The organism is Paenibacillus sp. JL3B1040, from assembly GCF_057063165.1.
In genome coordinates this window covers 2294359-2316995 of record NZ_CM169317.1, presented here as the reverse complement: position 1 = coordinate 2316995, position 22637 = coordinate 2294359, and the positions used below count along the sequence as shown (strand labels likewise).

Sequence of the window (22637 nt, the reverse complement as noted above, 5' to 3'; positions counted from 1 at the left end):
AACCTCCTAACGAAGTAGACTCCAACCAATAGCGATTTCGCTCTTTGTTTCGGTTCCAATCCGAATTTCTTTGTTAGCAAAAGAGGAGAAGACGCCTGACCATTGCTTGATTCCGCGCTCTTGGGTGATTGGGTTGAGGAACTCATCAGAAATTAACCCGCGATAGGTGGTTTTCCAGCTTTCTGTATGAACGTAGGCGATACCTTCGATATCCTGTTCAAGCGCCTGCTCAATCCTTATCACGCCAATCCCCCCTTGCCCCACGTCAGCGCTGGAACGTCCGGCCGAATCGCAGCCGGCTTACCCCGTCACGACGCCGATGATCGTCCAGAGTCCGGATGCGACGATCAGCCATAGGGCGATTCGTTTAAACCGCTGCTCGTCAAGCTTCTGAAGCGCACGAATGCCGACGAATACGCCAATCAGCATGCTGGGAACGAACCATGCGGTATAGTGAAGCGTCTCCCGTGTCAGCAATCCCCCATAAAGGTAGGTTAGGATCGTCACAATGTTCAGAAAAATTCCGTACACCGAAAGATTCGCCCGAAACGTCTCCTTGCCCACGCCTTGGTTCGAAAGGAACAAAGCAACCGGCGGGCCGCTCATCGAGATGCTGCCGTTCAGCAGCCCGCTCGCCGCCCCGACCGGCAAGTAGGTCAGCCTGCCCCGCTTCACCGGAAACGTCTTGCCCGCCAACTGCAGGGCAGCCACGATGATAATGAGGGCTCCCGTTGCCAGCTTTAAGACGTCCCCGCTCAGAAACAGCAAGAGATAGGTACCAAGCGGCGCCGCCAGCAGGCTAGAGAGGATCAGGATCCAAATCTTACGGATGTCGGCGTGTTTGTAGCAGCCGGCAAATATGATCGCATTTGTGCATAAGCTTAAAATCACGACGATGGGCACGGCTTGCTGCAGCGGGATAATTTGCCCCAGGATCGGCGTTGCGATCAACGCAAAACCAAAACTCGTCAGCCCTTGGGTAAATCCGGCGACCATGATGACGACGACTCCAAGCAAAATAAGAACGGACAACTCCATGATCCCGGGCTCCTTCTGGGATAAAAATTCCTGTAAACATACTCCGTCTACTTTACCATCTTCGCCCGGTTCCTTCTATGCCAAATCTCTCGAACCGGCCGGCCGAAGAGCCAAGATCATCCGGTTAGGTCGTCGGCTGCAAATAATGTTTAAACCAGGCCGAAATCTCCTTCAGCCGGCGAATCCGGTGCACCGGTTTGCCGGAACGGGACAACTCGTGGTTTTCGCCTTTGAACAGGCACAACCGCGACGCCACGCCGTGCATTTTCAAAGCGGTAAACATTTGCAGCGCCTCCACCTGCCAGCAGCGGAAATCTTCATCGGAATGGAGAAACAGCGTCGGGGTTCGCACACGGTCCGCATACTTCAGCGGGGACTGTTCCCACATGCGCTCCACCCCGTCCCAAGGTGTCGACGCGGTTTGATCCACGGCGAAATAGTAGCCGATATCGGTGGTACAGCACATCGAGATCCAATTGGAGATGGAGCGCTGCGAGACGGCGGCGGCAAACCGCTGGGTATGCCCGATGATCCAGTTCGTCATAAATCCGCCGTAGCTGCCGCCGGTGACGCCCAGCCGTCGGGGATCGATCGCAGGGTACGCGTCCAGTACACGGTCGGTAAATTCCATTAGATCGTCATAATCGATCGTGCCGTAACGTCCCCGGATATCGGCAAAATCGTCTCCGCGGCCATCCCCGCCCCGCGGATTGCCGTATAACACGAAGTAACCTTCATTCGCCCATAGCTGCATCTCATGGAAAAACACGGTTCCGTATACGGTTTTCGGTCCGCCGTGAATGTTCAGGATCGCCGGATAGGTCCGCTTAGCGTCATAATCCTTCGGCAGCAGCACCCAGCCGTCGATCTCCACGCCGTCCTTGTTCACGAAGCCAAGCGGCTGCGGGACGGCAACGTATTTTCCATGCAGGACCCGATCATTGAAATTCGTAAGTTTCGTCTCCTCCCCTGTAGATAAGTCCAAACGGTATACCTCTTGCAAGCGCTGCTCCCGCATCCCTATGAACACCACCGTCTCCTTGCACTTGGCCAAAACATCCATGGACCCTTCGGCTTGGCTGAGGAACTCGGTACGGCCGTCGTAAGTGATTTTGCACAGCCGGGAACAAGCCCGGTCGGTCACGAGACAGTAGACGCCATCCTCTGACGCCGTGAACCAGCCGCCTTCGCCCAAACGGCAATCCGTTCCTACCGTGTTGCCGACGGACAGGTCCGGATCGGCAAACCGAGTAATCCGTCCCTGCGGGTCTATGCGCGAAAACGTCGGGTTTTCATTGATCGTATATTTCCGGCACTCCGAGGCGGCGAAGACGATATCGTCTCCCAGATATTCAGCCGCCCGAAACTGATAGGTGCCGGCGGGAATCCGCTCGCGCGCCTGGCCCGTGCCAAGGTCCACCGTCCAGAGCGAATCGGTCAGCTCCATTTTGTCGGAATAGTCCACACCTATGTACATCAGCTGCGTACGAGCCTTATTGACTTTCATCAGGGATACGTCAAAAGAGGGGCCGCTCACCGGCATCAAGCTCCCGGCTGCCGCATCGTACAAATAAACCCGGCTGCGCTTCTTGTTGGTGATCCCCGCGCCGTTTTGCCAGAACGGAATTTCATCCATAACGGTGTAATCCAGCTCTTCATCGTAGGTTTTCCGGGCCTTGTCCTTCTCCGCGTCCGTTTGCCCAGTCAGGCTCGGGTAGGCGTTGTCATATGTGGCGCGAACCGCCCAGCGGCTTCCATCGAGCGGCAAGATTTCCGTCACCCGGAGCGGCACGGTAAAGGCCTTGAGCGCCTCACCCCCATCGAGCCGGAGGGTATAGAAGACGGTTTGCGGCTCAAGCGGATGCGGCTCCTTGTCGAGATGCTCCCGGTCGGCCTGAATCAACAACGTCTCATCATCCAGCCATCTAAACGAACCTACATCCCCCATTCCCGTATACTGACGGGTTTGTCCGTCCCGGACCGATGTGATCCACAAGTCGGAGAGATATCCCTGTTTCTTTGGATTGCTCGTTTTCACGACGTATGCGGCATAGCCTCCGTTCGGCGAGAGCTGTACGGCCGACAGGAAACGATACTCGGTAAAGTCCTCAAGCTGCAGCGATTCCATTCCTGATCCACTCCTTTTCCGGCATTTTATCCCATTCTACTACGCGGGAGTCCGGAACAAAACCAAAAAAAGACCTTCCCCGAAAAGATCGGAGCAGGTCGGTCCAAATGGGAAGGCCTCAGGGCAAATTTACTTTCTGGGCGTGGCGGCCAAGTCCGGCGCTTCACCAGGCGCCTCCCGATCTCCGCGAATGCCGGTCATCTCCTCGGCCGCTTCCATTAGCGGCTCGGCAATCCGTCCTTGGGTAGACTGAGCCGGCACCCGGGTCCGTCTCTGTTTCACCCAGTAGATCCCGGCAAGCAGGGCGACCAGGCTTAACCCGACCACCAGGCCCGCTCCCTGTCCGGAAATGAAGGGCATGCTCACGATGATTCCGACCATGCCGATGAGGCCGGCCCAAGACGTATACGGATAACCCGGAAGCTGACAGGCCGCTTCAGGGGAGCAAGGCGTCGTACGCCGCCAGCGATAGTGGGAAGCCAAAATGATAAAGTAGGAGAACAACAGCGAAAACCCGCCGCAGCTGACCAGGAAGAGGTACACCTGTTGAGGAAGCAGGTAACCCATGGCCAGGCCGAACAGCATCGCGGCGCCGGAGAACAGGATGCCCTTGTACGGGATATCCTGCCGGTCCTTCAGCCAGGCGGGGGCGTGGCCTTCCGCCGCCAGCGAACGCAGCATCCGGGCCAGGCCAAACGTCGCGGCCAGCATGGTGGACAGAATCGCCGTAATCATCACGATATTAATCAGTGTCCCGGCCCACCCCATCCCCCAACGAGTCAGGGCCAATACCAACGGGCTTTGGTCCGCGATCATGCCCTGCGTCGGATACAACATGAGAATCACGGCGATGGCGGCGACATAAAGAGCCACCAGGCTGATCAAGGTCATGTTAATCGCCCGGGGAATCGTCTTCTTCGGGTTCTCGACCTCGGACGCGGCCAAGCCGATCACCTCAAATCCGGCGTAAGTGAAAATTACGATAAGCATACTGCCGGCAATCCCCGCAATTCCGCCGGGAAACCACGCTTCGCCGCGCAGTTCACCCGCGCCTGCGGCCGGAGTTCCGGGGACCCAGCCGGCGATCAGGGCCAGGCCGATCACGATGAACCCGACGATCGCCAACAGCTTGACCGCCGCCAGACCGCTTTCAAGCTTGCTCAAGTAGTCAGCCCCAAGCAAATTAAGCAGCGTGACCCCCACAATAATGAGCATGCCCATAACGACTTCCGGGAAGTTCGGAAACCACTCCCGCAGAAAGGTCGATGCTGCAATCGATTCGCTGGACATCGCCAGAATCAAGCCGACCCAATATACCCAGCCGGTGACAAAGCCGACGCCCCGGCCAAAGCTGCGTTCGGCATACGTGCGGAAAGAGCCCGGCACCGGATCGGCGGCCGACATTTCCGAGAGGGCATAGAGGATGACGTAGACCAGCAAACCGCCCAGGATGTACGAAAACAAGATGCCGGGACCCGCTGCTTTGATCGCCACGCCCGAGCCGAGAAAAAACGAACCGCCGACCACGGTTCCCAGCGCCAGCATCGTTAAATGAAATGTCGAGATCCCTTTTTCCCTAGCCTTGCCGCTGCCCATAAGCCATGCCTCCCTAAGCTTTAGTAAACTATAGGGAGTATTGGCGAAAATTAGCGAAATTATGTCGCATAACCTTGAGGCCAAGACTACAAAGCGGCTTCTTCACGCCACATTTCCGCTTTCTCCCGAACCATCGAGACCAATTGCTCCAAAGCGGGTGATCGCCACTTCTTGCGGTGTAGAGCCAACTGCGTGGCGACCCGCTGGGATTCGTCGTTCCAGTTCAGCTTGACCAGCTTGCCTTCCCTGAGCTCGCTGCGCACGGTAATCAGCGGTAAGAAAGACAATCCCAATCCGGACATCACGCATTGCTTGATCGCTTCGACGCTCCAAAACTCCAAATTCGGATCGGGGAACACGCCATGGCTGTTCAAATAATGCTCGAACAAGGTGCGATAAGAACAGCCGCTTTCGGTGTGCAGGATCGTCTGATCCTTCAACTGGACCGGAACGACTTCCGGTTCCCGGCTTAAAGGATGGTCGGCCGGTGCGACCAATGCCATCGGTTCATGTACGAGCGTTTCAATCTGTAAATCCCGATCCTCCACTACCGGCTGCAGCAAGAAGGCCACGTCCAGTTCCCCCGAACGCACCAGATCCCTTAATTCCCAGCATTGGCCGGGTTTTAGCACGATCTGGACTTGCGGGTAACGCTGTCTGTAAAGGCGGATGATCTCCGGCAACCGGAACGCGGCCAGCGATTCCGGCGCGCCGATCTTCAGGGAGCCGGCCATTTCGGCTTCCGGGTGCAGGGCATTTTTGGCCAGCTCGTGGATCTTGGAAATTTCTTGGGCGTAAGGCAGCAGCCGCCGCCCCGCGTCGGTCAAAACGATCCTCCTGCCGATCCGATCGAACAACGGTAAGCCGATTTCCGCCTCCAACGCCTGAATTTGCGCCGTTACGCTGGACTGCGCATAATCGAGTTGCTGCGCGGCCCGGGTAAAGCTGCCGGCTTCGACTACAACCAGAAACGTAAACAAATGACGGGATTCCATGAGTTCACCTGCTTTTCCATCGGAAATTCGAATGGATAGAATTCGATAATTCTGTTTTTCCTATGGATCTATTATCTGATACGCTAGAAAAAAACACAACGAAAGCGGGAATCGCTCCATGAAAGAAACAAGCAGCAACCTTCAAAAAGGGATCGGCTTGCCGCAAGCCATCGCTTTATACATCGGCGCCGTACTGGGTTCCGGCGTCTTGATCGTCCCCGGGCTGGCGGCGGAAATGGCTGGCCCGGCCTCCCTGCTCGCGTGGGGATTCATGACGATGCTGATCTTGCCGATGGCCTTGTCCATGGGACTGCTGTCGGCCAAATATCCCAATGCCGGAGGCGTGTCACACTTCGTGACATTGGCTTATGGGGAGAAGGCGGGGACGCTCGTCGGCTGGTTCTTCCTGATGTCGGTGCCGATTGGTGCGCCGGTCGCCGCCTTAACCGGGGCCGGGTATTTAACCGCCGCGCTGGGCTGGGGCGAAGGGGCCAAGCTGGCCGTTGCCGCGGCGATGCTGGCCGCCGGCCTGCTGACGAACTGGATCGGCATGAAGCTCGCCGGCAAAATCCAGATTGCCGTCGTCATCGCCATCGCCTCCGTATTGATCTTCGCTTTCGGGGCCGCGCTGCCGCGGATGGAAAGCATTCATTTCACCCCGTTTATGCCGCACGGCTGGTTCAGCGTCGGTCAGGCGGCGTCGATGCTGTTCTGGTGCTTCATCGGCTGGGAGGCGGTATCGCACATGTCCGAGGAGTTTAAGGATCCGCAAAAAGCGGCGATCAAAGGAGTGACCGCCGCCGCGATTATCGTCGGGATTTTATATTTTCTGTCGGCGCTGGCCACGGTCGGCACGCAAAGCTACGTGAAGGGCGGCTCGGAGTCTTCGATGGTCTGGATCATCAGCCAGCCGCTTGGCTCCTGGGGCGGAATTGTTGCGGGAGTCACCGGGCTGTTCATTTGCATGGCCGGGATCATCGCCTATACCGGGGCCGCTGCCCGGGTCGCTTACGCCATGGCCCGCGAGGGGAACGCTCCGAAATGGTGGAGCGGGTTATCCCCGCGGTTTCATACGCCCGCCGGATCGCTGTTGTTCCTGTTGTTCTGCTTTGCGGCGGTGATGCTGCTTTACGGAACCGGGGCGGTATCCTTAAGCACGTTGATCCAGTTTCCGAACGCGACCTTTATTCTTACGTACATGGGCGGGTGCGCTGCCGGGATCCGGCTCCTGAAAGGCAGCCGCACCGGCGTCGTCCTCAGTTGGATTTCGTTTGCGGCCACGGCCGTCGTATTTCCGTTCACTGGCTGGGCCATGCTCTACCCGCTGCTGATCGCGCTGCTGTTTCTCGTGATTCAGCTGCGCTTCAGCCGGCGGAAGGCCACTTCGCTGGATACCTTAAGTGACTCCAACTGACCGCATTTCGCCCAGGTTCCGAGCAATAGCGTTACTTTTTCACCCTATTCCTTCATCTTCGCCGAATTTGAGCGAAATAGAGTGAATTTATCACCTTAAGTGACTCCAACTGACCGCATTTCGCCCAGGTTCCGAGCAATAGCGTTACTTTTTCACCCTATTCCTTCATCTTCGCCGAATTTGAGCGAAATAGAGTGAATTTATCACCTTAAGTGACTCCAACTGACCGCATTTCGCCCAGGTTCCGAGCAATAGCGTTACTTTTTCACCCTATTCCTTCATCTTCGCCGAATTTGAGCGAAATAGAGTGAATTTATCACCTTAAGTGACTCCAACTGACCGCATTTCGCCCAGGTTCCGAACAATAGCGTTACTTTTTCACCCTATTCCCTCACCTTCGCCGGATTTGAGCGAAATAGAGTGAATTTATCACCTTAAGTGACTCCAACTGACCGCATTTCGCCCAGGTTCCGAGCAATAGCGTTACTTTTTCACCCTATTCCTTCATCTTCGCCGAATTTGAGCGAAATAGAGTGAATTTATCACCTTAATAGCACGATCCGAAAATAATGTTCGAAAATAGCGGAACTTCACCGTAGCCTTATTCATATCCGGCCCTCGTCGAAGTATGTGACCTCGACGCCCTTCGCCACGATTGAACTGATGCCTCCCGGGTAGTATGGCATCAGCTCGTCGGCACGGTTCAAATCGACCCAGGCGATGTCCAAAATCTCGTCCGGACGGGTAATCTCCAGTTGGCCTCCGGCAATTTCCGCCCGGAACGTCAGCAAGATCACGTGCTCATTGTTGTCCGTATGTACGAATTCATTGACGGCCACGATCCCGTAGACTTCAACATCCAGCCCCGTCTCCTCCTTGCCTTCGCGGATCGCCGCCATCTGCAGCGTTTCGCCGGGCTCCACCGCGCCTCCCGGCAGTGTCCAGGCTTCGTTTTCATTTTGCACCATGAGCACCTTGGTTCTAGTCTCATCGGGAATCAACAGATACACGACATTCGTCCTTCTCATCGTTAGCCTCCAAACAACAAATCCAAAATCGTCGAGAATTTCCCCGACGGCTGTCCCCGGAGCACCTCCGGATCATAGATGTCCACATGACCGCAATGCAGGCAGGAGACGAATAAGTAATGGTTGTACTGGATGTCCATTAGCTTGCTTAGTCCGGTGCCGGTCATCGCCACCTCTTTTACCGCAGCTTCCCGGTTCCCGCACTTGCCGCATTTAAAGCGACGCTGCAGCACTTCCTCCAAATCGAAATAATCCATGACCCGAGGGGATTCGGAGGGATCGCCGGGCTCCGGCCCGGGCAACCCTTCCAGATGCTCCGGCAGCACCTCGTGTCTGCATTCGGGGCAGACGTCTTGGACCAAAACGACCCGCTCTCCGCACCAAGGACACTGAATCACGTTTCCGCCTCCTTAAGGATTAGGCTTCAAAAATTTTGCCCATATAATATTCATCGACGTATTTCCCGTCCATCCGGATAGAATTTCGTTTAACGCCTTCCACTTCAAAACCCATTTTCTTGTATAGTGCAATGGCCCGTTCGTTCGGGACCATCACCGTCAATTCGAACTTCGTGAGTCCGGTTTGCGCGCGCCATGCCTCGGCTGCCTGGAACAAGGAAGTCCCCAGTCCCTTTCCGGTATGGGCTTCAACGATGCCGACGACAAGGTAACCGACATGCTTCGTTCTATTGGCATTCCCGCCGAAAACGGCCAAATAACCGACCAGCTCACCCTGATCCTCCGCTACCACAATCGTGGAGCGGCCTTCGGCCAGGATCGCTTGAATCCGGCCCCGCTGCGCCTCGACCGTCGTGGTCCGTTCCCCGGGTTCATAAAGCATATATTTCGTTTCCTGATCCAACCGCAAGCAGAGACACAAGAAACGCTCAGCGTCATCTTCCCGGATTTCTCTAATTTCCATCATACGGTTCTCTCCACCTTGAAATGATAAATATGTTGCATCCCCATCGGGCCCATTCGGGTTAAGCCGCGGTCTTCAAATCCGGCTTGATGGTATAGCCGCTGCGCGGCAAGGTTCCTCGCGTTAACGGCCAGCACGATTTCATCAACTTCCGGAAAATGCTTCCCCACGAAGGCGGGAAGCTGCAGCATGGCCGCTTTGGCATACCCCTGTCCCTGTTGCCGGAAGTCGATCGATAAAGCCCGCAAGAGGATGGCCCGCGGATTGTCGACCAACGAAGTTAATTCCGCGTTCAGGTGCAGAACGAAGAATCCGACCGTTTCCCCTTCCAGCGACTGAATGACCACCGGATAGCGGTTTGGATCCTGGGCCGCCGCTTCCAAAGCCTCGCCAGGCAGCGCGGTAAACGCGACCTGCTCGGAAGGAAGCTCAAACCGTTGGAACGCTTCGAAATCGTCCTCGGTATAAAAACGAAGATGCGATCGATTACACATTCTCTTTCCCGCACTCCTTCGCCGCCCACTTGTCGGCAACCTGGCCCTCACCCTTGAAATAATCCACTTGGCCGGCGCTTTCGTAAATTTCCTGATAAGGCAAAATATTAATTTTCCCCGAGTCCGGATATTCGCAGACATCCAGCCCCATATTCGTGCGAATATCCAGGTACTTGCACGGTAGTTCCGTGTGATTAAACAACTGGTGAGCCCCTGAGGGCCCCATTTCGAAGAACGCAATGTCCCCGGTATGCAATTCCTGATGCCCTTCCGGCGTACGGAGCAACGCACTTCCCTCCAGAATGACGAAGAGTTCCTCGGCATTGCGGTGAAAATGATAAGGATAGGAGTACTTCCCCGGATCCAGCGAACGGATATCAAACGTCAAGTGCTTGGAGCCGGTCAGTTCCGCCAAGCGTTCGCTGGTATGCCAAGCAAACTCCGGAATGGGCGATTGCTTCTGATGATACGTAACGCGGTCCGCGTGAAAAAGATGCGCCATGTCTCTCCCCCTAGGTAAAAAAATGCCCGGCCGCCGATCATTTCTTCCTGGGGCCGGGTCTCGTGCGTTGTTCTCTCCATTATACCCTATTTCGCATCGTTTGGAGTCTTCGAAGTCCCTTGCAGCAAGAAGGTTTGTGCCAGAACTTCGTGGAGGCCGGGCAGGCCTTCGGTTTCCACGCTTTCGATCGTCTCGACGAATGAAATACCGTGCTGCCGGTAAATCTTCTTCCAGAAAGCTACGGCAACGGCGTTATTCTGCAGTTGCTCCACCCGGATCCGGCCCGACAAGCGCCGCAGGATTTCGGATACGGCCTTCTCCGCCGTTTTTTGCCCGCGGTATTTATGCAGCACGAACATCTCCTGCACCGTAAAGTCGATGTCCTCCGGCACGAATGGCGGTGCGCAAACCAATACGAAGCCGGCCACCTTGCCCGAACAGTAAATAAAATAAGGATGCAGTTCTTCCCGCTCCAAGTAAAGGTACGTGTTCGCCAGGTCGAATCTCCCGTCTTCCCCCGGCTCCTCGCCGGTGAAAGCCGACAAATCATGCAAGTACAAATTAAACAAATGAAAGAACCTTGTCTTTTGAGACGGTAAAATTTTCGCGATTCGAACGTCCATGCCGAACCCCTCCTTGGTTTCGCGAACTACCTTCCCCTTTGGTCCCGAAGATAAATATCCAGGGCTTCGATGCCCCGGCGGGCCAGCTTAATGAATAAAATCAGCGCGTATAATCCCAAACCGGCCATGACGATGTAGAACAGCAGCATCAGGCCGGGCAGTACTCCAAACAGTCCGGTACTCACACGCTCCACCTCCTCTCGGGCAGGGATCGTTTCTACTTCCGTCGGCCGCCAGCCAGTTTTTTCACTTCCTCCAGGCTGCGAATTTCATAGGTCGGCCGCCGGCCCAACGTATTCGGCCGATGGAACGGGTTAAACCAGCAGGTATCGATGCCGTAATCCAGGCCGCCTTTCATATCGGAAGTCAGCGAATCGCCAACGATCAGCACCCGGCTTTTGTCCTCCGGTCGCAGACCCAGCTTGTCGAACGCATAATCGAAAATGCCCGGATGCGGCTTCTGATATCCCGTGTCCTCGGACACGACGACGGCTTCGAACATATCCGCCAATCCCGAGCCGACGATCCGGCTCGTCTGTACCTTCTTGATGCCGTTGGTGATGATGGCGAGACATACCCCCGCTTCTTTCAAATCCCGGCAGATATCGGCGGCGCCGTCGATGAGAAAACTGCCTTCTCCCAGCCGTTCCAGGTAACGCTCGCTGATTTCCTCCACCTGGGAGCGGGGAGTTAATCCAAGCTCCCGAATCAGCCTGGCGAACCGCTCCGTCCGCAGCGCAGCCAGCGCGATTCGTCCCTGCTCGAATTCCCGCCAGAGCTGCTGGTTAATCGCCTGGTAAGCTTTCATGACCTCGTCGGTGCAGGCGATTCCTTCTTCGGCAAGCGTCCCGGTCAGGGCCTGGCTTTCCGCCTTCGAGTAATCGTACAACGTATCGTCCGCGTCGAATAAAATATGCGTGTATGTCAATGGGGCTCCTCCTGTTGCGTTCTTCGCATCGTAATCATGTCGGCTAACACTGGCATATCATCAGGACATTTCCGTCGGGGTCCTTGAAATTAAACCAGTGGTTATGCTCGATCCCCGTCAGCAACTCCACGTTCCGCTCCTTCATGTAAGCATAAGCTTCGGCAATGTCCCGGGCGTTAAAATGAAATGCCGGAGCGCGAAACGTCGTTTCCTTGGAGTAAATTTTGCTGTCCAACACCAGGCTTGTTCCCTGCATCGGCAGCACGTACAAATGCCCGTGCAGAATTTCTTCATCGGCAGCCAGCCCAAGCAAGCCGCAGTACCAGTCCCGGGCTCGTTCGATGTCGCTGACCGGAAGAAACACCGTCCCGATTTGATTGCTGATCGGAATCAAGAAGCCCTCTCCTTTCATATCTTTATTTTGATCGGAATGTATAAATCCACCTTGGCTTTGCCTTCCGGATCCTGCGCCGGATCGTTCATGCTGAACTCCAGGCAGTACCGGTCGTCCGGGTCATAATCGCTGTCCGGCAGCCAGTTTCCGAATATGCTCTGGTACAGCAGCGCAAGTTTATCCGGCGTATCGTAAAAATAAAACTTGGCATAAAGCCCTCCAGGCAGCGTCTGGAACCGGATCTCCGGCGGCGCATCCGCTCGGTTAAGCGTACTCGGTACGGTTACGCAGGCATCGTACCGGCATTCCTCCTCCTCGGTCCCCGCCGGATCGTCCAGGGAAATGCCGATAAAGGATTGCTCCGGCGGAAACAGCCGATGCTGCGCCGCCCATATCCCTAACTTGGCCCACGCCCGATAGGTTTCCAGATAACTGCCGACATGCCTCACGTACGCTACTTCCAACATGGGAAGCTCTTCAATGGTTGCTTGCATTTGCCAAACCCTCCTCAATTAACTGTGTTTTACAGTTTGATCATAAGGGTTCGGCGCAGGACCGGCTTCCTCGGAATTGCGGTCCGATAGCGAAATCTTGCGATCCTGCCGTGCTTGCTCGCGCATCTCGGTTGGCGTTATACCATAACATTTCTTGAATGCCGCATTGAAGTTCGAGGCGGAGTCAAAACCGCACAGCAGGGAAATTTCCAGCACGGATTTGTCGGTTTCCCCCAATAAGGCGGCCGCCCGGGCCAACCGCTGCTTGGCGATATACGCAAACGGCGTGAGTCCCGTGATCGAGGCAAAAATCCGCGAAAAATGGTACTTGGAAAAGTGGGAAAGTTCGGCCAGTTGATCCAGGGTAAGCTTGCGGTCCAAATGCGCGTCGATATGCTTGCAGACCCTCCCCACCCTTTCCCGATAATCGTTCATCAAGCCTCTTTCCTCCCCGAAGCCCCTTCCCAATGGGCGGGCCGTTTCAGGAGCGGAGGCAGCTTGGTGGCCGCATCTCCTTTTGCAGCGTTGACCTGGGCTTGGGTCAGGAACAGGCTCAGAGACAGATCGGCCCCCCTTAAATCGGCATCCCGCAGATCTGCGCCGATCACGTCGGCGCCGCGGAGGTCCGCTCCCCGCAAATCCGCGGCGATCAGATAGGCGCCTCGCAAATAGGCGCCCCGCAAATCCTCGCCCCGGAGCTTGGCGCCGATCAAGTCGGCTCCCCGGCCGAAGGTTCTGCGGTGTCCGCCCGAAGGCCGAGCCTGCTTGTGCGCATCGGCACGGACACGCTCGCTCACTTCCAGCAGCAGCTCGTTGACTTTGGCGCGATGAGCCGTCGTATCGCAGCCGATCAAGCCGTTCACATCGGCCTCGGTCAGCCGCGCCGTCTCGTCATAGGCGGCCCGCAGTCTGTCCCGCAAAGGGAGCGCCTGCGGCAGGCTCAACGCTTCATCCAGGTACCAGAGCAATTCGTGCAGCTGCCACATCACCGGGAAGACTTCAAACATCGGTTTGGCCGATTCCGGCGCCCGGCGCCAATCGATGCCGGCGAATGTGACTTGCGACACCCGTTGCCCGGCGCCGAAGCAATCGTAAACGGTACAGCCTCGGAAGCCCAACTCCCGGAGACGGCCGTGAACTCCGCAGCGGAAATCATTTTGCAAATGCCCACAGGGCTGTCCTGCCGCTTTGTCCGCGGCGAAGTCCACCGATGCGGCGAAGGGCAGGGCGACGCAGCACAAGCCAAAGCAATGGTCGCAATCGGCCCGCAGCGTTAAGCGATGTTGCCCGTAAGCGGTCTCCCCGTCCGTTAAGTTCTCAGACATGACGATTTCCCTCACTTATTTATTCGTGGTTGTGTATCTAATATTAAACAAGCGGCCGGGAAAATCATAGACACGATTTTCGCGGATTTGTCCAAGGTCGCTCCACACGCCGGACATCATCCTTTTCAAGTATTGGTTTCATCCAACTCCCCTTCCTCGATCTTGCGCCGCAAATACGCCTCGTTCAGGCCGTTTTGGACAAAGGAAAACTTTCTCCCGGTCGCCGCCTGAATCCGGTCGATGATCTGCCCCAGATGATAGCCGGTATGTTCGACTACGTGATACAGCTGATGCATCTGCTCCGTATCGATCCCGGGTCCATGATTGAGACGCTCAAGCAGCAAGCTTCTCCACGCCAGAAGTTCCTGTTCGATCAGCTCGATCAGTTGCTTGGCGGTTTGATCGCCGGACGGAAAATACCGTTCGAAATTCGGCTTCAATTGGTCGCTGCGCTGTTGCAGCCTAAGACGGCTTCTGGCTATATGCTCGGCGACATGCAAGGAGATACCGCCGACCGAATTGCCCGCGGGTACGGCTCGGCCCACAGCACCCCCGGATCTGCAGCGCTTAACGCTTCCCGAAACTTCGCAGATACATATCCGTCATGCGATACAGTGTAATTTTCAAAAACAGCTCGCCCAACTTCTCGTTTTCCATACCTGCACCTCCAACTCAAATCAAAAAAGCCCAATATCTCTATCTTAGGCCAGAACGCCGCTGGAAGTAAATGCCGTTTGACTGACTTATGTTTAACGCAAAGAGGCCCGGCACCGTAACCGTCATATGGTTGAACAGCAGACTCCCCCCCGTCTTGCCGAAGCTCCAACCGTTTTGAAGGCATCCCCTTGGCTCATCTGCTGCGGCGCATACGGCGTTTCGAAGGACTCAAACTTGGCGGAAACTTTGGCGATCTCCTCCAGTTGGGCTTGTGTATAGCACTTTGGTTAACCCCGCGCCAGCATCCGGCGTTTCCGTCGCTTTGCCGCCGATTTGCACCTGACGGTTTTGGACATCATAGTTCACCGGAATGTTCATTACGTCCGCGATCGCCTTGTAACGTTCTTGTATCGACATCGGCAAATGCAAAAGTGCAGGCGATTTTCAGGCAAATGCCGATAAATCGCCTTTCAAATGCAAAAGTGCAGTTTATTTCGGCCTAAAACGTCCTTTGGCGGATCATTGCCGCATATCGGATGCGCTTTTGCATTTCATTGGCTCGAAACGGGAAATTGCCCGGAAATGAAATGCACTTTCGCTTTTGCAGTTGACCCATTCCGCTCAATCGCCCTGCCGCCAGCCGCCATCGTATAATGCGGACGTTCGATCGGCAATTCGATGACGAACGTCGCCCCCTCGGGCCCGGAAGCCGTCAGGTTGATCGAGCCCCGCCGCTTCCCCACCAGGGTGCGTACCAACGGAAGTACTAAGCCTTTCCCGCCTTAGGCTCTGGATCTGTCGCCGCCGTCGTCTCCACCGCGTCGAAGGACGTAAGATACTCCCCCGGAGATGCTTGCCTCATCATCCACTACAATCACTTTGGTCATGCGACAACTCTTATCAAACTACAAGCTTAGAAAGTAATGGTAAAAACCCGTATCCCGCTCATACCCGCTTTTTTCATACAATCGCTGGGCCCTGGTGTTGGTCATCGCCGTCGACAGCTCCAAGCCTTTGGCCTCCGTTTGCCGGGCATGGGATTTCGCCGCTTCCAAGAGCAGCTTCGCCGCGCCTTGGTTCCGGTATTCCTCGCGGACGTACAAATCGTTTAAAATCCAGACCCGTTTCATCGAAATGGAGGAAAAGGACGGATACAGCTGTGTAAACCCGGACAGGTTCCCGCTGACCGGCTCGGCTGCCAGAAAAACGACGGATTCGCGCCGGCTCAACCGTTCCTCCAAAAACCTCCGGGCTCCTTCCATATCCGCAGCTTGTTCATAAAATATGCGATACTCGTCGAACAGCCGCGCAAGCGGTTCCAAATCCCCAGGCCCCGCTTGACGTACGATGAGTGGTGTATGGTTCATAGGTGCATCTCCTTATTTGATTATGGGTCGCTTATGTAAAACACTTCATTTTTAAAAAATTCAGGTCCCCGGCCGTCACGGTTCCGCTCCCAATTCGAGCAGTCGGCGAAGCTGCCAATGCCGCTCCAGCTCGGTCTTTGCCTTGGCCGCTTCCGCGTCTTCCGCGGCGTGGGCCAAAGCTTTGGCCGCGTATGTGGCGCTATGCGCCGCGTGCCCCGCCACATGCGCGGTGGCTGCGGCGTGGCCGGCAGCGCGGGCCGCGGCACCGGCCGACGCATGGCCGGCTTCGCGCGCCGCGTTATGCGCCGCAAACGCCGCCGCGCGCGCCGCGGCCATGCTGACTTCGCCGCGCACCCAATCGCGCGCGGCTTCGATCGCCCGCCGTGGCCGCAGGTCCCCCGGCCGCTTCGCCTCGAAGCAGGCCAAAGCGCGTTCGGCGCAATCCGCCGCCCATAACGCCAGCTTCCGCTGATCCGTTCGCTCCGCATGGTCCGCGATGGATCGCTTGATTTTCGCATCGACAAACTTCCTGGATTCCAACGTGGCTTTTCCCCTTTCCCCAGAACGCAGCTAGTTGAACATCCCCCAGTTGAACACTAAAATGAGAACCAGAACCACTCCGGCGGCAATCGCAATCTTATCGGATCAAACTGCCTTATATCCCCTTGAGACAGGCATAGGTCTCTGAAATGATCAAGAACAAACCGACGCCGATCAGAAAAGCGTACACCAAAAGGCCAAAAGGAACAAACACGCCGATGTTGACGAGCCAACGGCCCAACGTATAGTCCCCTGACTAAAAAATTGGCGGTCGATTCGCCCTCATGTCTCCGCCTTCACGACCCGATGCTCCGCCTCGCATAAACATTCCTGTAGATAACGGTTAACTCGCGCATAATCTCCAGGCTTTCATCCACCCGTTCCGTCTCCAAGCTATGGTTGGCACCGGGAATGGCCACAACCTTAAGCCGGTTTGACGCCTTCAGGCGGCTTGCCAGTTCGGCCGGAAACAAATCATCCTTCGTGCCGTAAACAACAACCCCTTGGGAAGGAAATTTCAGAATGGCTGCTTTCATGCTTGCCCTACTCCTCTCGGCTTTGGGGGAATTTCCATGCAATTAGAGCCAAAACCGCTCCTTGATGATCCGGGCCACCTCGTCCGGTGGGCAGGAGGTGTTGTTGATTTTGATATAATTGGGCTTTCGTATTTCGCCGTCCAAAGAGTTCAATCGATGATGCTCCAAGGTTTGAAGAAGATCCCCTTCGGAACGGGCCAGATTTCTCTTGCTCGGCTTGTGCAGCAAGCGGTGCGGATCACGGTTGCGGATTAACCGCTCCGCCAAAGCGGCCTCCAGTTCAACGTAGTACACTTCTCCGCCTTGGGATTCAAAAATCCGGCTGACGTGTTCGACATATTCCCAATCGGCCGGCAGGTCAAACGCCCAGACATAGGTGAATATCAACCCGGGCAAGTCGCTTTTCGCAACCTCCTCAAAAATTTCCTCCCGGAACAACCCAACCAGCCGTTTACCGGCGGGAGAACCGTAGTCAAAAAAATGTGAGACCAGCTCAATCGTCATATGATTATGAAACAGCTTTAGTCCGGTAAACTTCTCCAATTCCTGGCCCACCGTCATCTTCCCTACGGCCTGTGGTCCGAAAATGATCACGAGCTTCATCTACGTCATCTCCCCTCCGCCTATAGTTTGACCCGGCTCGTCGCAAGCGTTGGGCCGGGCTTTGAAGCAGCCGGCATACTAGTCGCGGCGGGGCAGCTTCGCATCCAGATAAGTCGTCCGGCAATCGTCCCGCAGCATTTCCATATAGATTTCATCGAAGTACGTATCATTTACGTAATAGCTTTGCGATCGGCGGCCGAACACGCGGAACCCGGCTTTTTCGTAACACCGGATGGCCGGTTTGTTGAACTCGAATACGCGCAGCATGAGGTTGTTGAGGTTCAAAAGTTTAAACCCGTATTCGCAAATCAATTGCAGTGCCTCCATTCCGTACCCTTGCCCCCGCTGCTCCTCATCACCCAAGAAGATCCCGACCTCCGCCACTCTACGGACCGGGTCAATCGCAAACAACGAGCAGTTGCCGAGCAGTTGATCCTCGTCCAGCCGTACGATCGCGAAATTTTGGCCTTCTTTGGCCATATCGTCCAGCAAGCTCTGTTCCCGCGGCAGCCCGAACACTTCACGAGAAGCGCCGAGCCTGACGGATACGGTAAGGTCGTTGATCCACCGGGTATAGGTCTCTACATCCTCCGGATTCACGGGGGACAAATACAGCCTGGGCCCCACCAGTTTCTTGAAATATTTCATCGGTTCTCTCCCCTTCTATCCCGTTCTTTGCATCACCTTCGTGCCGGCGACAACGTCGTGGCAGGTCCGGTATTCCTATCTCCCGGACATAACTGGTCTATTCGCGGAATTGGTTCAACAAATCATCTTTGGCTGCTTGCGTTATCACTTCCCCCTGCCCCCATTCAGTTCCATCTTAACGCCAAGTAATCCTCGTCAAAATATTCCCCGTCCCATTTCAAGGCTCTCCGCTCGGTCCCGTAAGTCTGAAACCCGATCGATTCGTAGAGCCGGCGGGCCGAAGCGTTTGTAGATACTACCGTTAAATTCAACTGCTCCACCCCCTCCAGTTGCTTGGCTCTCGCAAGGAGCTCCCGCATCAGCGCTTGGCCCACCCCTTTGCCGCGCATCCCGGGGGTAACGAATAAACCAAATACGTACCCTTTATGCCGAGCTTTGGGAGAGATTTCCCTTACGAATGTAACGATGCCCGTTAATGTCCCTTGATCGTCGAACGCGCCCAATACGAATCGATCTTCGTTGGGTTGGATGCGATCCGCCACCGTTTCGGTCGAAAAAGCGGCTTCCCGTTCGTAAGTCGAACCGAAGGCCCCCGGGTCCTCCCGCAAACCTCGCAATCGAAGGTTCTGATAGATAACGGCATCCGCCTCTTTCAACAACCGAATTTCCATTGCGTTCCTCCCGTTCTATCGTCGGTTGATTCAAGAATACCAGAACCGAATCCATTTGAAAAACCTTCCAAAAAAACAGTTGTAAATCAAACCTTTAAATGGTAATCTATGTAATGATAGCGCTATCAAATTAATCGAAACCGGTTTAGTATGAACATCGCATGTGGCAAGTTAGCCCTGACCATTCAATTTTTGAAAGGAGCGAATTCATGATGCTAAAACGCGGTAAACCGATTTTCCTCCTTCTGCTGCTTACCCTCCTGATCGTCTTTGTGCCGGCGCCCAGCACCACGAGCGCGGCCCCCAACTGGAAGCTCGTCTGGAGCGACGAATTTAACGGTTCCTCACTCAATCGTGCTTATTGGACTCCCGAAATCGGGACCGGGACGAACGGATGGGGAAACAACGAGCTCCAGTACTACACCGACCGGCCGCAAAACCTGCAAGTCACCGGCGGCAATTTGGTGATTACCGCCCGGAAGGAAAACTATGAAGGAAGAAACTACACCTCGGCGCGAATCAAAACCCAAGGCTTAAAGAGCTTCACTTACGGCAAAATCGAAGCCCGAATCAAGCTACCGACCGGACAAGGCCTTTGGCCGGCGTTCTGGATGCTGGGCGAGAATATTACTTCGGTCCGCTGGCCTTATTGCGGCGAAATCGATATTATGGAGCGCGTCAACCATAACGCGTTTGTCAACGGCACCGTCCATTGGGATGCGAACGGGCACGCCTCTTACGGCCGGACCTCCGGCAACCTGGATTTCTCTCAATTCCATACGTATACCGTGGAGTGGGATTCAAGTTATATTCGCTGGTTCGTTGATGGTGTCCAGTACAATGAGTTCTATATCGCAAACGGAACCGGGAACACGGAAGAATTCCAGAAGCCGTTCTTCCTGCTGCTGAATTTGGCCGTCGGCGGCAATTGGCCGGGCAGCCCGGACGGATCCACGCCTTTCCCGGCGCAAATGCTTGTGGATTATGTACGCGTCTATCAGGACCAAGCCGGTACTTCGCCTACGCTTGAGAACGGCGCGGTCTATACCATCGCCTCCAAAGCCAGCGGCAAGGTGTTGGATGTGGTGGATGTCTCGACCGCAGACGGGGCCAAAATTCAGCAATGGACCAATTTTAGCGCCAGCAATCAGCGGTTTCGGCTCGATAGCACGGGTGATGGTTACTACAAGCTGACGGCCATCCATAGCGGCAAGGTGCTGGACGTACCCAGCTCAAGCACGGCTAGCGGCGTGCAACTGCAGCAGTGGACCGATAACGGCACCGATGCGCAGCGTTGGCGAATCGTTGATGCGGGCGGCGGCTATTTTAAGCTGATCTCCAAAGCCAGCGGTTTGGTGATGGACGTGTCGGGCTCCTCGACGGCGGACGGTGCGGTGATACAGCAGTGGACGGATAACGGTACGGACGCGCAGAAGTGGATGTTTACGAAAGTGAACTAAGCGGGATGCGGATTCAAAGGGCGGGATGGGCTTCCGCCCTTTTTTCAGGTGAAGTCATTTCTGAGGAGGAGACGTTGGATTCGCAAACCGGGCTGAATTCAGCACAAGCGAAGCGCTCATGAAATACAGGACCGCATGACGCCATCGGCACCGGGATGCCGAACACTGATGCCTATAATGAGCGGTATTCCCGACCGCTCAGGAGGTAGACGCATTTCTCATTCGAATCATCGAAAAATTCACGGTCGAACCCAAGACGGCATCCCGAAGCGGCCAGAGCGACGGCGTTACCCTGAGCTCAATGTCTGCCTGCGTCAGAGCTTGAATCAAATCGTCGATTCGATCCACCGCGACCGGTCGAACCGGCTTCAATAGGTCTCCCTCCAAAATCAGGAATCGCCAAAGACGGGGAGCGTTATGTCGGCGTCGTAACGCTGCAGCAAAACGAGCAAACGCAGGCGATGTACCATGAGTTCACCGGCGTGCTCCGGGAATATCGCGGCAGGCATATCGCCTTGGCCTTGAAGCTGCTGGCCATCCAAACGGCGACAGACTGCGGCGTGCCTTATTTGCGGACGCATAACGATTCCATGAATGGTCCGATGCTGCGCATCAACCGCGATTTGCTCGGTTTCCGCGCCGAGCCCGGCAGTTATAAGATGGTGTTGGAGATGCGGTGAATGCCGCAACGTTCAAGCGCTAAGCGCCCGGCAAAACGCCTCGGCCTAAGGATCGCGATGTCGAGGCGGGGCGTTGGCCGTTGGGCTCGTTTGTTCTATTTTACGATCACACCAAGCAGTTTGGCAAAACCGATCGCTTGCTCCTGCGAGACCGTACAGCCTGCGATGGCATAAGCAGGGATATCCGCACGTTCAAACGTGCAAGTGCTGATGTCCATTCCCTTCAGCGAGGTCTCGTTAAAATCGGCTTCATTCAGATCACAGTTCAGCAGCTCGACTTCCTTGAATTTGCTGCCGTAAAAATTCGCGTTTTGCAGGGAACTGTCCACAAATCTTACCTGTTTCAAGGAGGCCTCCACCAGGTCGCTTAAATTCATCACGCAATGTTCGAACGTCACGGAGCCCGCATTGACCTTGGACAAATTCAGCCCCGTCAACTTGCAATCCTTGAAATGCACCCGATGGATGATGGCTTTCTCCAGCACCGCATTGGACAAATCGCAATTCTCAAGCACGACGTCGGTCATATCCATCCGTTCGAATACGGTTCCGGAAAAAGAGCACCCCCGGAGCACCACTTTGGACAAAATGCATTTATCCAGCAGCCCTTGCTCATAAGACGCTCCGGCTACAGTAACTTCGGCCAGTTCATGGTCCTCATCCCCGAGCAGTTCATCCCAATCGGTTTCCCGCAAATCGTTTGCGATTTGCGGGGCAATGATTTTCGGTTTGGCCATCACGCCAATCCCTCCTTGTTTGACGTCTCTGCCAGCTCGTTCACTTCATCGATCAAGGCTCGGAGCTCGCGGATGCTTTCGCGGATTCCTTGCGGATCCGGACCCAGCTTCTCGTAAACCAGATCGATTCGTTCCTTGTAACGTTCCGGTTTGACGGCAAACGATTGGATGTTGCGCACCGCCTTCTTCTCATTCAGGCAATAGCGGCCGTTTATGGCGTAAAGCGCCTGGTTCAGGCCGGACACGCTTCGGAAAGCATGTCCGGTCACATAGGAGATATCATCGCGATCGGCCCCGGCTTCCATGAACATGAGGGAGAACCCCGCTTCAAACAGAAACTGCCGCAGCATCCCCACCCGCAGAAGGGGCGGATAGGGCTTGGTTCGGGCTTTCAACCGGGTCAAGCGCTCTTCGTGTTCCCACAGGATTCGGCACTCGGCCACCTCCCCCATATAAATGCTGTTCAGGAAAGCATGGGGATGCCCCGTCTGGTAGAGCATATTGACCTTGCCTTCGCATCCATCCTCAATCGCCTGCCGGACCGCCGTCATATCCCGGTACAGTAAGTCTACGTGATACCCGTCGATGACAAGCCAACCGCCGCCGTTAACGCCCGGCCCCCACTCGCCGATTCCCGTCATCAGATGGTTCCGGTGCCGATCGTCCAGTTCAGCCGCCTTCCGGTTCAACCCGGCCAAATCCAATCCGTTCTCGCCTTCATAGTACAAGCCGATATCAATATCCGAATCGGGATGATGGCTGTTCGTCGCGCGTGATCCTCCCAACACGATCGCCTGCAGGCCTTCCGTCCCCCGCAGGCAGCGAACGATGCGCTCTAATACGGGCTCGATGTTCATG

General features: G+C 55.6%; 33 protein-coding genes. 3 read left to right on the top strand and 30 right to left on the bottom strand.

All coding sequences use genetic code 11. From position 1 onward, the window contains the following. Positions 1 to 6 precede the first annotated feature (6 nt). The 5 genes from ACZF99_RS10285 to ACZF99_RS10265 form a co-directional block, all read right to left on the bottom strand. Entirely contained in the window at positions 7 to 243 is a 237-nt protein-coding gene (locus ACZF99_RS10285; RefSeq protein ID WP_483611432.1) for a hypothetical protein, read from the bottom strand. 57 nt (positions 244 to 300) lie between these two features. Continuing rightward, complete coding sequence (locus tag ACZF99_RS10280) at positions 301 to 1038, bottom strand: sulfite exporter TauE/SafE family protein (RefSeq protein WP_483611431.1); 738 nt, start codon at positions 1036 to 1038, stop codon at positions 301 to 303. Positions 1039 to 1162: 124 nt separating this feature from the next. Further along, a complete protein-coding gene (locus tag ACZF99_RS10275; RefSeq protein WP_483611429.1) occupies positions 1163 to 3166 on the bottom strand; it encodes an alpha/beta hydrolase family protein in 2004 nt (667 codons plus the stop codon). Between the two features lie 129 nt (positions 3167 to 3295). Further along, positions 3296 to 4762, bottom strand: a complete 1467-nt coding sequence (locus tag ACZF99_RS10270) for an amino acid permease (protein ID WP_483611427.1) — start codon at positions 4760 to 4762, stop codon at positions 3296 to 3298. A gap of 86 nt (positions 4763 to 4848) precedes the next feature. Continuing rightward, complete coding sequence (locus ACZF99_RS10265; protein ID WP_483611425.1) at positions 4849 to 5757, bottom strand: LysR family transcriptional regulator; 909 nt, start codon at positions 5755 to 5757, stop codon at positions 4849 to 4851. A gap of 118 nt (positions 5758 to 5875) precedes the next feature. On the opposite strand from ACZF99_RS10265, the gene ACZF99_RS10260 reads away from it, so the two are divergent. After that, a complete protein-coding gene (locus ACZF99_RS10260; protein WP_483611423.1) occupies positions 5876 to 7171 on the top strand; it encodes an amino acid permease in 1296 nt (431 codons plus the stop codon). 605 nt (positions 7172 to 7776) lie between these two features. On the opposite strand, the gene ACZF99_RS10255 is transcribed toward ACZF99_RS10260, so the two are convergent. From ACZF99_RS10255 to ACZF99_RS10150, 22 genes are all read right to left on the bottom strand, one after another. After that, positions 7777 to 8199, bottom strand: coding sequence for an NUDIX hydrolase (locus ACZF99_RS10255; RefSeq protein ID WP_483611421.1), 423 nt, complete (start codon positions 8197 to 8199; stop codon positions 7777 to 7779). 2 nt (positions 8200 to 8201) lie between these two features. Beyond that, positions 8202 to 8597 (bottom strand): zinc ribbon domain-containing protein, encoded by a 396-nt coding sequence (locus ACZF99_RS10250; RefSeq protein ID WP_483611419.1) that lies wholly within the window; start codon positions 8595 to 8597, stop codon positions 8202 to 8204. Between the two features lie 19 nt (positions 8598 to 8616). Next, a complete protein-coding gene (locus ACZF99_RS10245; protein WP_483611417.1) occupies positions 8617 to 9123 on the bottom strand; it encodes an N-acetyltransferase family protein in 507 nt (168 codons plus the stop codon). Next, the gene (locus ACZF99_RS10240) at positions 9120 to 9614 is read right to left on the bottom strand and encodes a GNAT family N-acetyltransferase (RefSeq protein WP_483611415.1); all 495 of its coding nucleotides are present in this window, start codon (positions 9612 to 9614) and stop codon (positions 9120 to 9122) included. The genes ACZF99_RS10245 and ACZF99_RS10240 overlap by 4 nt, the downstream gene beginning before the upstream one ends. After that, positions 9607 to 10116, bottom strand: a complete 510-nt coding sequence (locus ACZF99_RS10235) for a cupin domain-containing protein (RefSeq protein ID WP_483611413.1) — start codon at positions 10114 to 10116, stop codon at positions 9607 to 9609. Before ACZF99_RS10235 ends, ACZF99_RS10240 begins: the two co-directional genes overlap by 8 nt. Positions 10117 to 10202: 86 nt before the next feature. Beyond that, positions 10203 to 10739, bottom strand: coding sequence for a GNAT family N-acetyltransferase (locus ACZF99_RS10230; protein ID WP_483611411.1), 537 nt, complete (start codon positions 10737 to 10739; stop codon positions 10203 to 10205). A 26-nt stretch (positions 10740 to 10765) separates the two neighbouring features. Then, positions 10766 to 10924 carry a hypothetical protein gene (locus ACZF99_RS10225; protein ID WP_483611409.1) on the bottom strand — a complete coding sequence of 53 codons (159 nt, stop codon included), beginning with the start codon at positions 10922 to 10924 and terminating at the stop codon, positions 10766 to 10768. Positions 10925 to 10956: 32 nt separating this feature from the next. Further along, positions 10957 to 11667 (bottom strand): YjjG family noncanonical pyrimidine nucleotidase, encoded by a 711-nt coding sequence (locus ACZF99_RS10220; RefSeq protein ID WP_483611407.1) that lies wholly within the window; start codon positions 11665 to 11667, stop codon positions 10957 to 10959. A 43-nt stretch (positions 11668 to 11710) separates the two neighbouring features. Then, positions 11711 to 12061 (bottom strand): VOC family protein, encoded by a 351-nt coding sequence (locus ACZF99_RS10215; RefSeq protein WP_483611405.1) that lies wholly within the window; start codon positions 12059 to 12061, stop codon positions 11711 to 11713. A 14-nt stretch (positions 12062 to 12075) separates the two neighbouring features. Then, entirely contained in the window at positions 12076 to 12555 is a 480-nt protein-coding gene (locus tag ACZF99_RS10210; RefSeq protein ID WP_483611403.1) for an AraC family transcriptional regulator, read from the bottom strand. 18 nt (positions 12556 to 12573) lie between these two features. Continuing rightward, a complete protein-coding gene (locus tag ACZF99_RS10205) occupies positions 12574 to 12990 on the bottom strand; it encodes a helix-turn-helix domain-containing protein (RefSeq protein ID WP_483612647.1) in 417 nt (138 codons plus the stop codon). Then, entirely contained in the window at positions 12990 to 13880 is an 891-nt protein-coding gene (locus ACZF99_RS10200; RefSeq protein WP_483611401.1) for a pentapeptide repeat-containing protein, read from the bottom strand. The genes ACZF99_RS10205 and ACZF99_RS10200 overlap by 1 nt, the downstream gene beginning before the upstream one ends. A 125-nt stretch (positions 13881 to 14005) precedes the next feature. Then, on the bottom strand, positions 14006 to 14425 hold the full coding sequence (locus ACZF99_RS10195) for a hypothetical protein (RefSeq protein WP_483611399.1): 420 nt from the start codon (positions 14423 to 14425) through the stop codon (positions 14006 to 14008). Between the two features lie 340 nt (positions 14426 to 14765). Then, positions 14766 to 14954: a hypothetical protein gene (locus ACZF99_RS10190; RefSeq protein ID WP_483611397.1), complete on the bottom strand. Its 189-nt coding sequence runs from the start codon at positions 14952 to 14954 to the stop codon at positions 14766 to 14768. A gap of 134 nt (positions 14955 to 15088) precedes the next feature. Continuing rightward, a complete protein-coding gene (locus ACZF99_RS10185) occupies positions 15089 to 15295 on the bottom strand; it encodes a hypothetical protein (protein ID WP_483611395.1) in 207 nt (68 codons plus the stop codon). 147 nt (positions 15296 to 15442) lie between these two features. Next, complete coding sequence (locus tag ACZF99_RS10180; RefSeq protein ID WP_483611393.1) at positions 15443 to 15904, bottom strand: N-acetyltransferase family protein; 462 nt, start codon at positions 15902 to 15904, stop codon at positions 15443 to 15445. 75 nt (positions 15905 to 15979) lie between these two features. Continuing rightward, entirely contained in the window at positions 15980 to 16444 is a 465-nt protein-coding gene (locus tag ACZF99_RS10175) for a putative immunity protein (RefSeq protein ID WP_483611391.1), read from the bottom strand. A gap of 115 nt (positions 16445 to 16559) precedes the next feature. Continuing rightward, positions 16560 to 16685, bottom strand: a complete 126-nt coding sequence (locus ACZF99_RS10170; RefSeq protein WP_483611389.1) for a hypothetical protein — start codon at positions 16683 to 16685, stop codon at positions 16560 to 16562. Between the two features lie 55 nt (positions 16686 to 16740). Further along, on the bottom strand, positions 16741 to 16980 hold the full coding sequence (locus tag ACZF99_RS10165) for a hypothetical protein (protein ID WP_483611387.1): 240 nt from the start codon (positions 16978 to 16980) through the stop codon (positions 16741 to 16743). A gap of 42 nt (positions 16981 to 17022) precedes the next feature. After that, positions 17023 to 17583 (bottom strand): DEAD/DEAH box helicase family protein, encoded by a 561-nt coding sequence (locus tag ACZF99_RS10160; protein ID WP_483611385.1) that lies wholly within the window; start codon positions 17581 to 17583, stop codon positions 17023 to 17025. A 78-nt stretch (positions 17584 to 17661) separates the two neighbouring features. Beyond that, positions 17662 to 18231 (bottom strand): GNAT family N-acetyltransferase, encoded by a 570-nt coding sequence (locus tag ACZF99_RS10155; protein WP_483611384.1) that lies wholly within the window; start codon positions 18229 to 18231, stop codon positions 17662 to 17664. Positions 18232 to 18395: 164 nt separating this feature from the next. After that, entirely contained in the window at positions 18396 to 18902 is a 507-nt protein-coding gene (locus tag ACZF99_RS10150; RefSeq protein WP_483611382.1) for an N-acetyltransferase family protein, read from the bottom strand. 212 nt (positions 18903 to 19114) lie between these two features. Between ACZF99_RS10150 and ACZF99_RS10145 the strand changes: the two genes are divergently transcribed. Next, a complete protein-coding gene (locus tag ACZF99_RS10145; protein ID WP_483612645.1) occupies positions 19115 to 20362 on the top strand; it encodes an RICIN domain-containing protein in 1248 nt (415 codons plus the stop codon). 198 nt (positions 20363 to 20560) lie between these two features. On the opposite strand, the gene ACZF99_RS10140 is transcribed toward ACZF99_RS10145, so the two are convergent. Then, positions 20561 to 20734, bottom strand: coding sequence for a DUF6886 family protein (locus tag ACZF99_RS10140; RefSeq protein ID WP_483611380.1), 174 nt, complete (start codon positions 20732 to 20734; stop codon positions 20561 to 20563). Here ACZF99_RS10140 and ACZF99_RS10135 point away from each other — a divergent pair. Further along, positions 20668 to 21042: a GNAT family N-acetyltransferase gene (locus tag ACZF99_RS10135; protein WP_483612643.1), complete on the top strand. Its 375-nt coding sequence runs from the start codon at positions 20668 to 20670 to the stop codon at positions 21040 to 21042. The genes ACZF99_RS10140 and ACZF99_RS10135 overlap by 67 nt on opposite strands. 95 nt (positions 21043 to 21137) lie before the next feature. Here the strand turns inward: ACZF99_RS10135 and ACZF99_RS10130 are convergent, their stop codons facing one another. Further along, on the bottom strand, positions 21138 to 21779 hold the full coding sequence (locus tag ACZF99_RS10130; protein ID WP_483611379.1) for a pentapeptide repeat-containing protein: 642 nt from the start codon (positions 21777 to 21779) through the stop codon (positions 21138 to 21140). Further along, positions 21779 to 22636 (bottom strand): nucleotidyltransferase domain-containing protein, encoded by an 858-nt coding sequence (locus ACZF99_RS10125; protein WP_483611377.1) that lies wholly within the window; start codon positions 22634 to 22636, stop codon positions 21779 to 21781. Before ACZF99_RS10125 ends, ACZF99_RS10130 begins: the two co-directional genes overlap by 1 nt. Between the last annotated feature and the right edge of the window lies 1 nt (position 22637).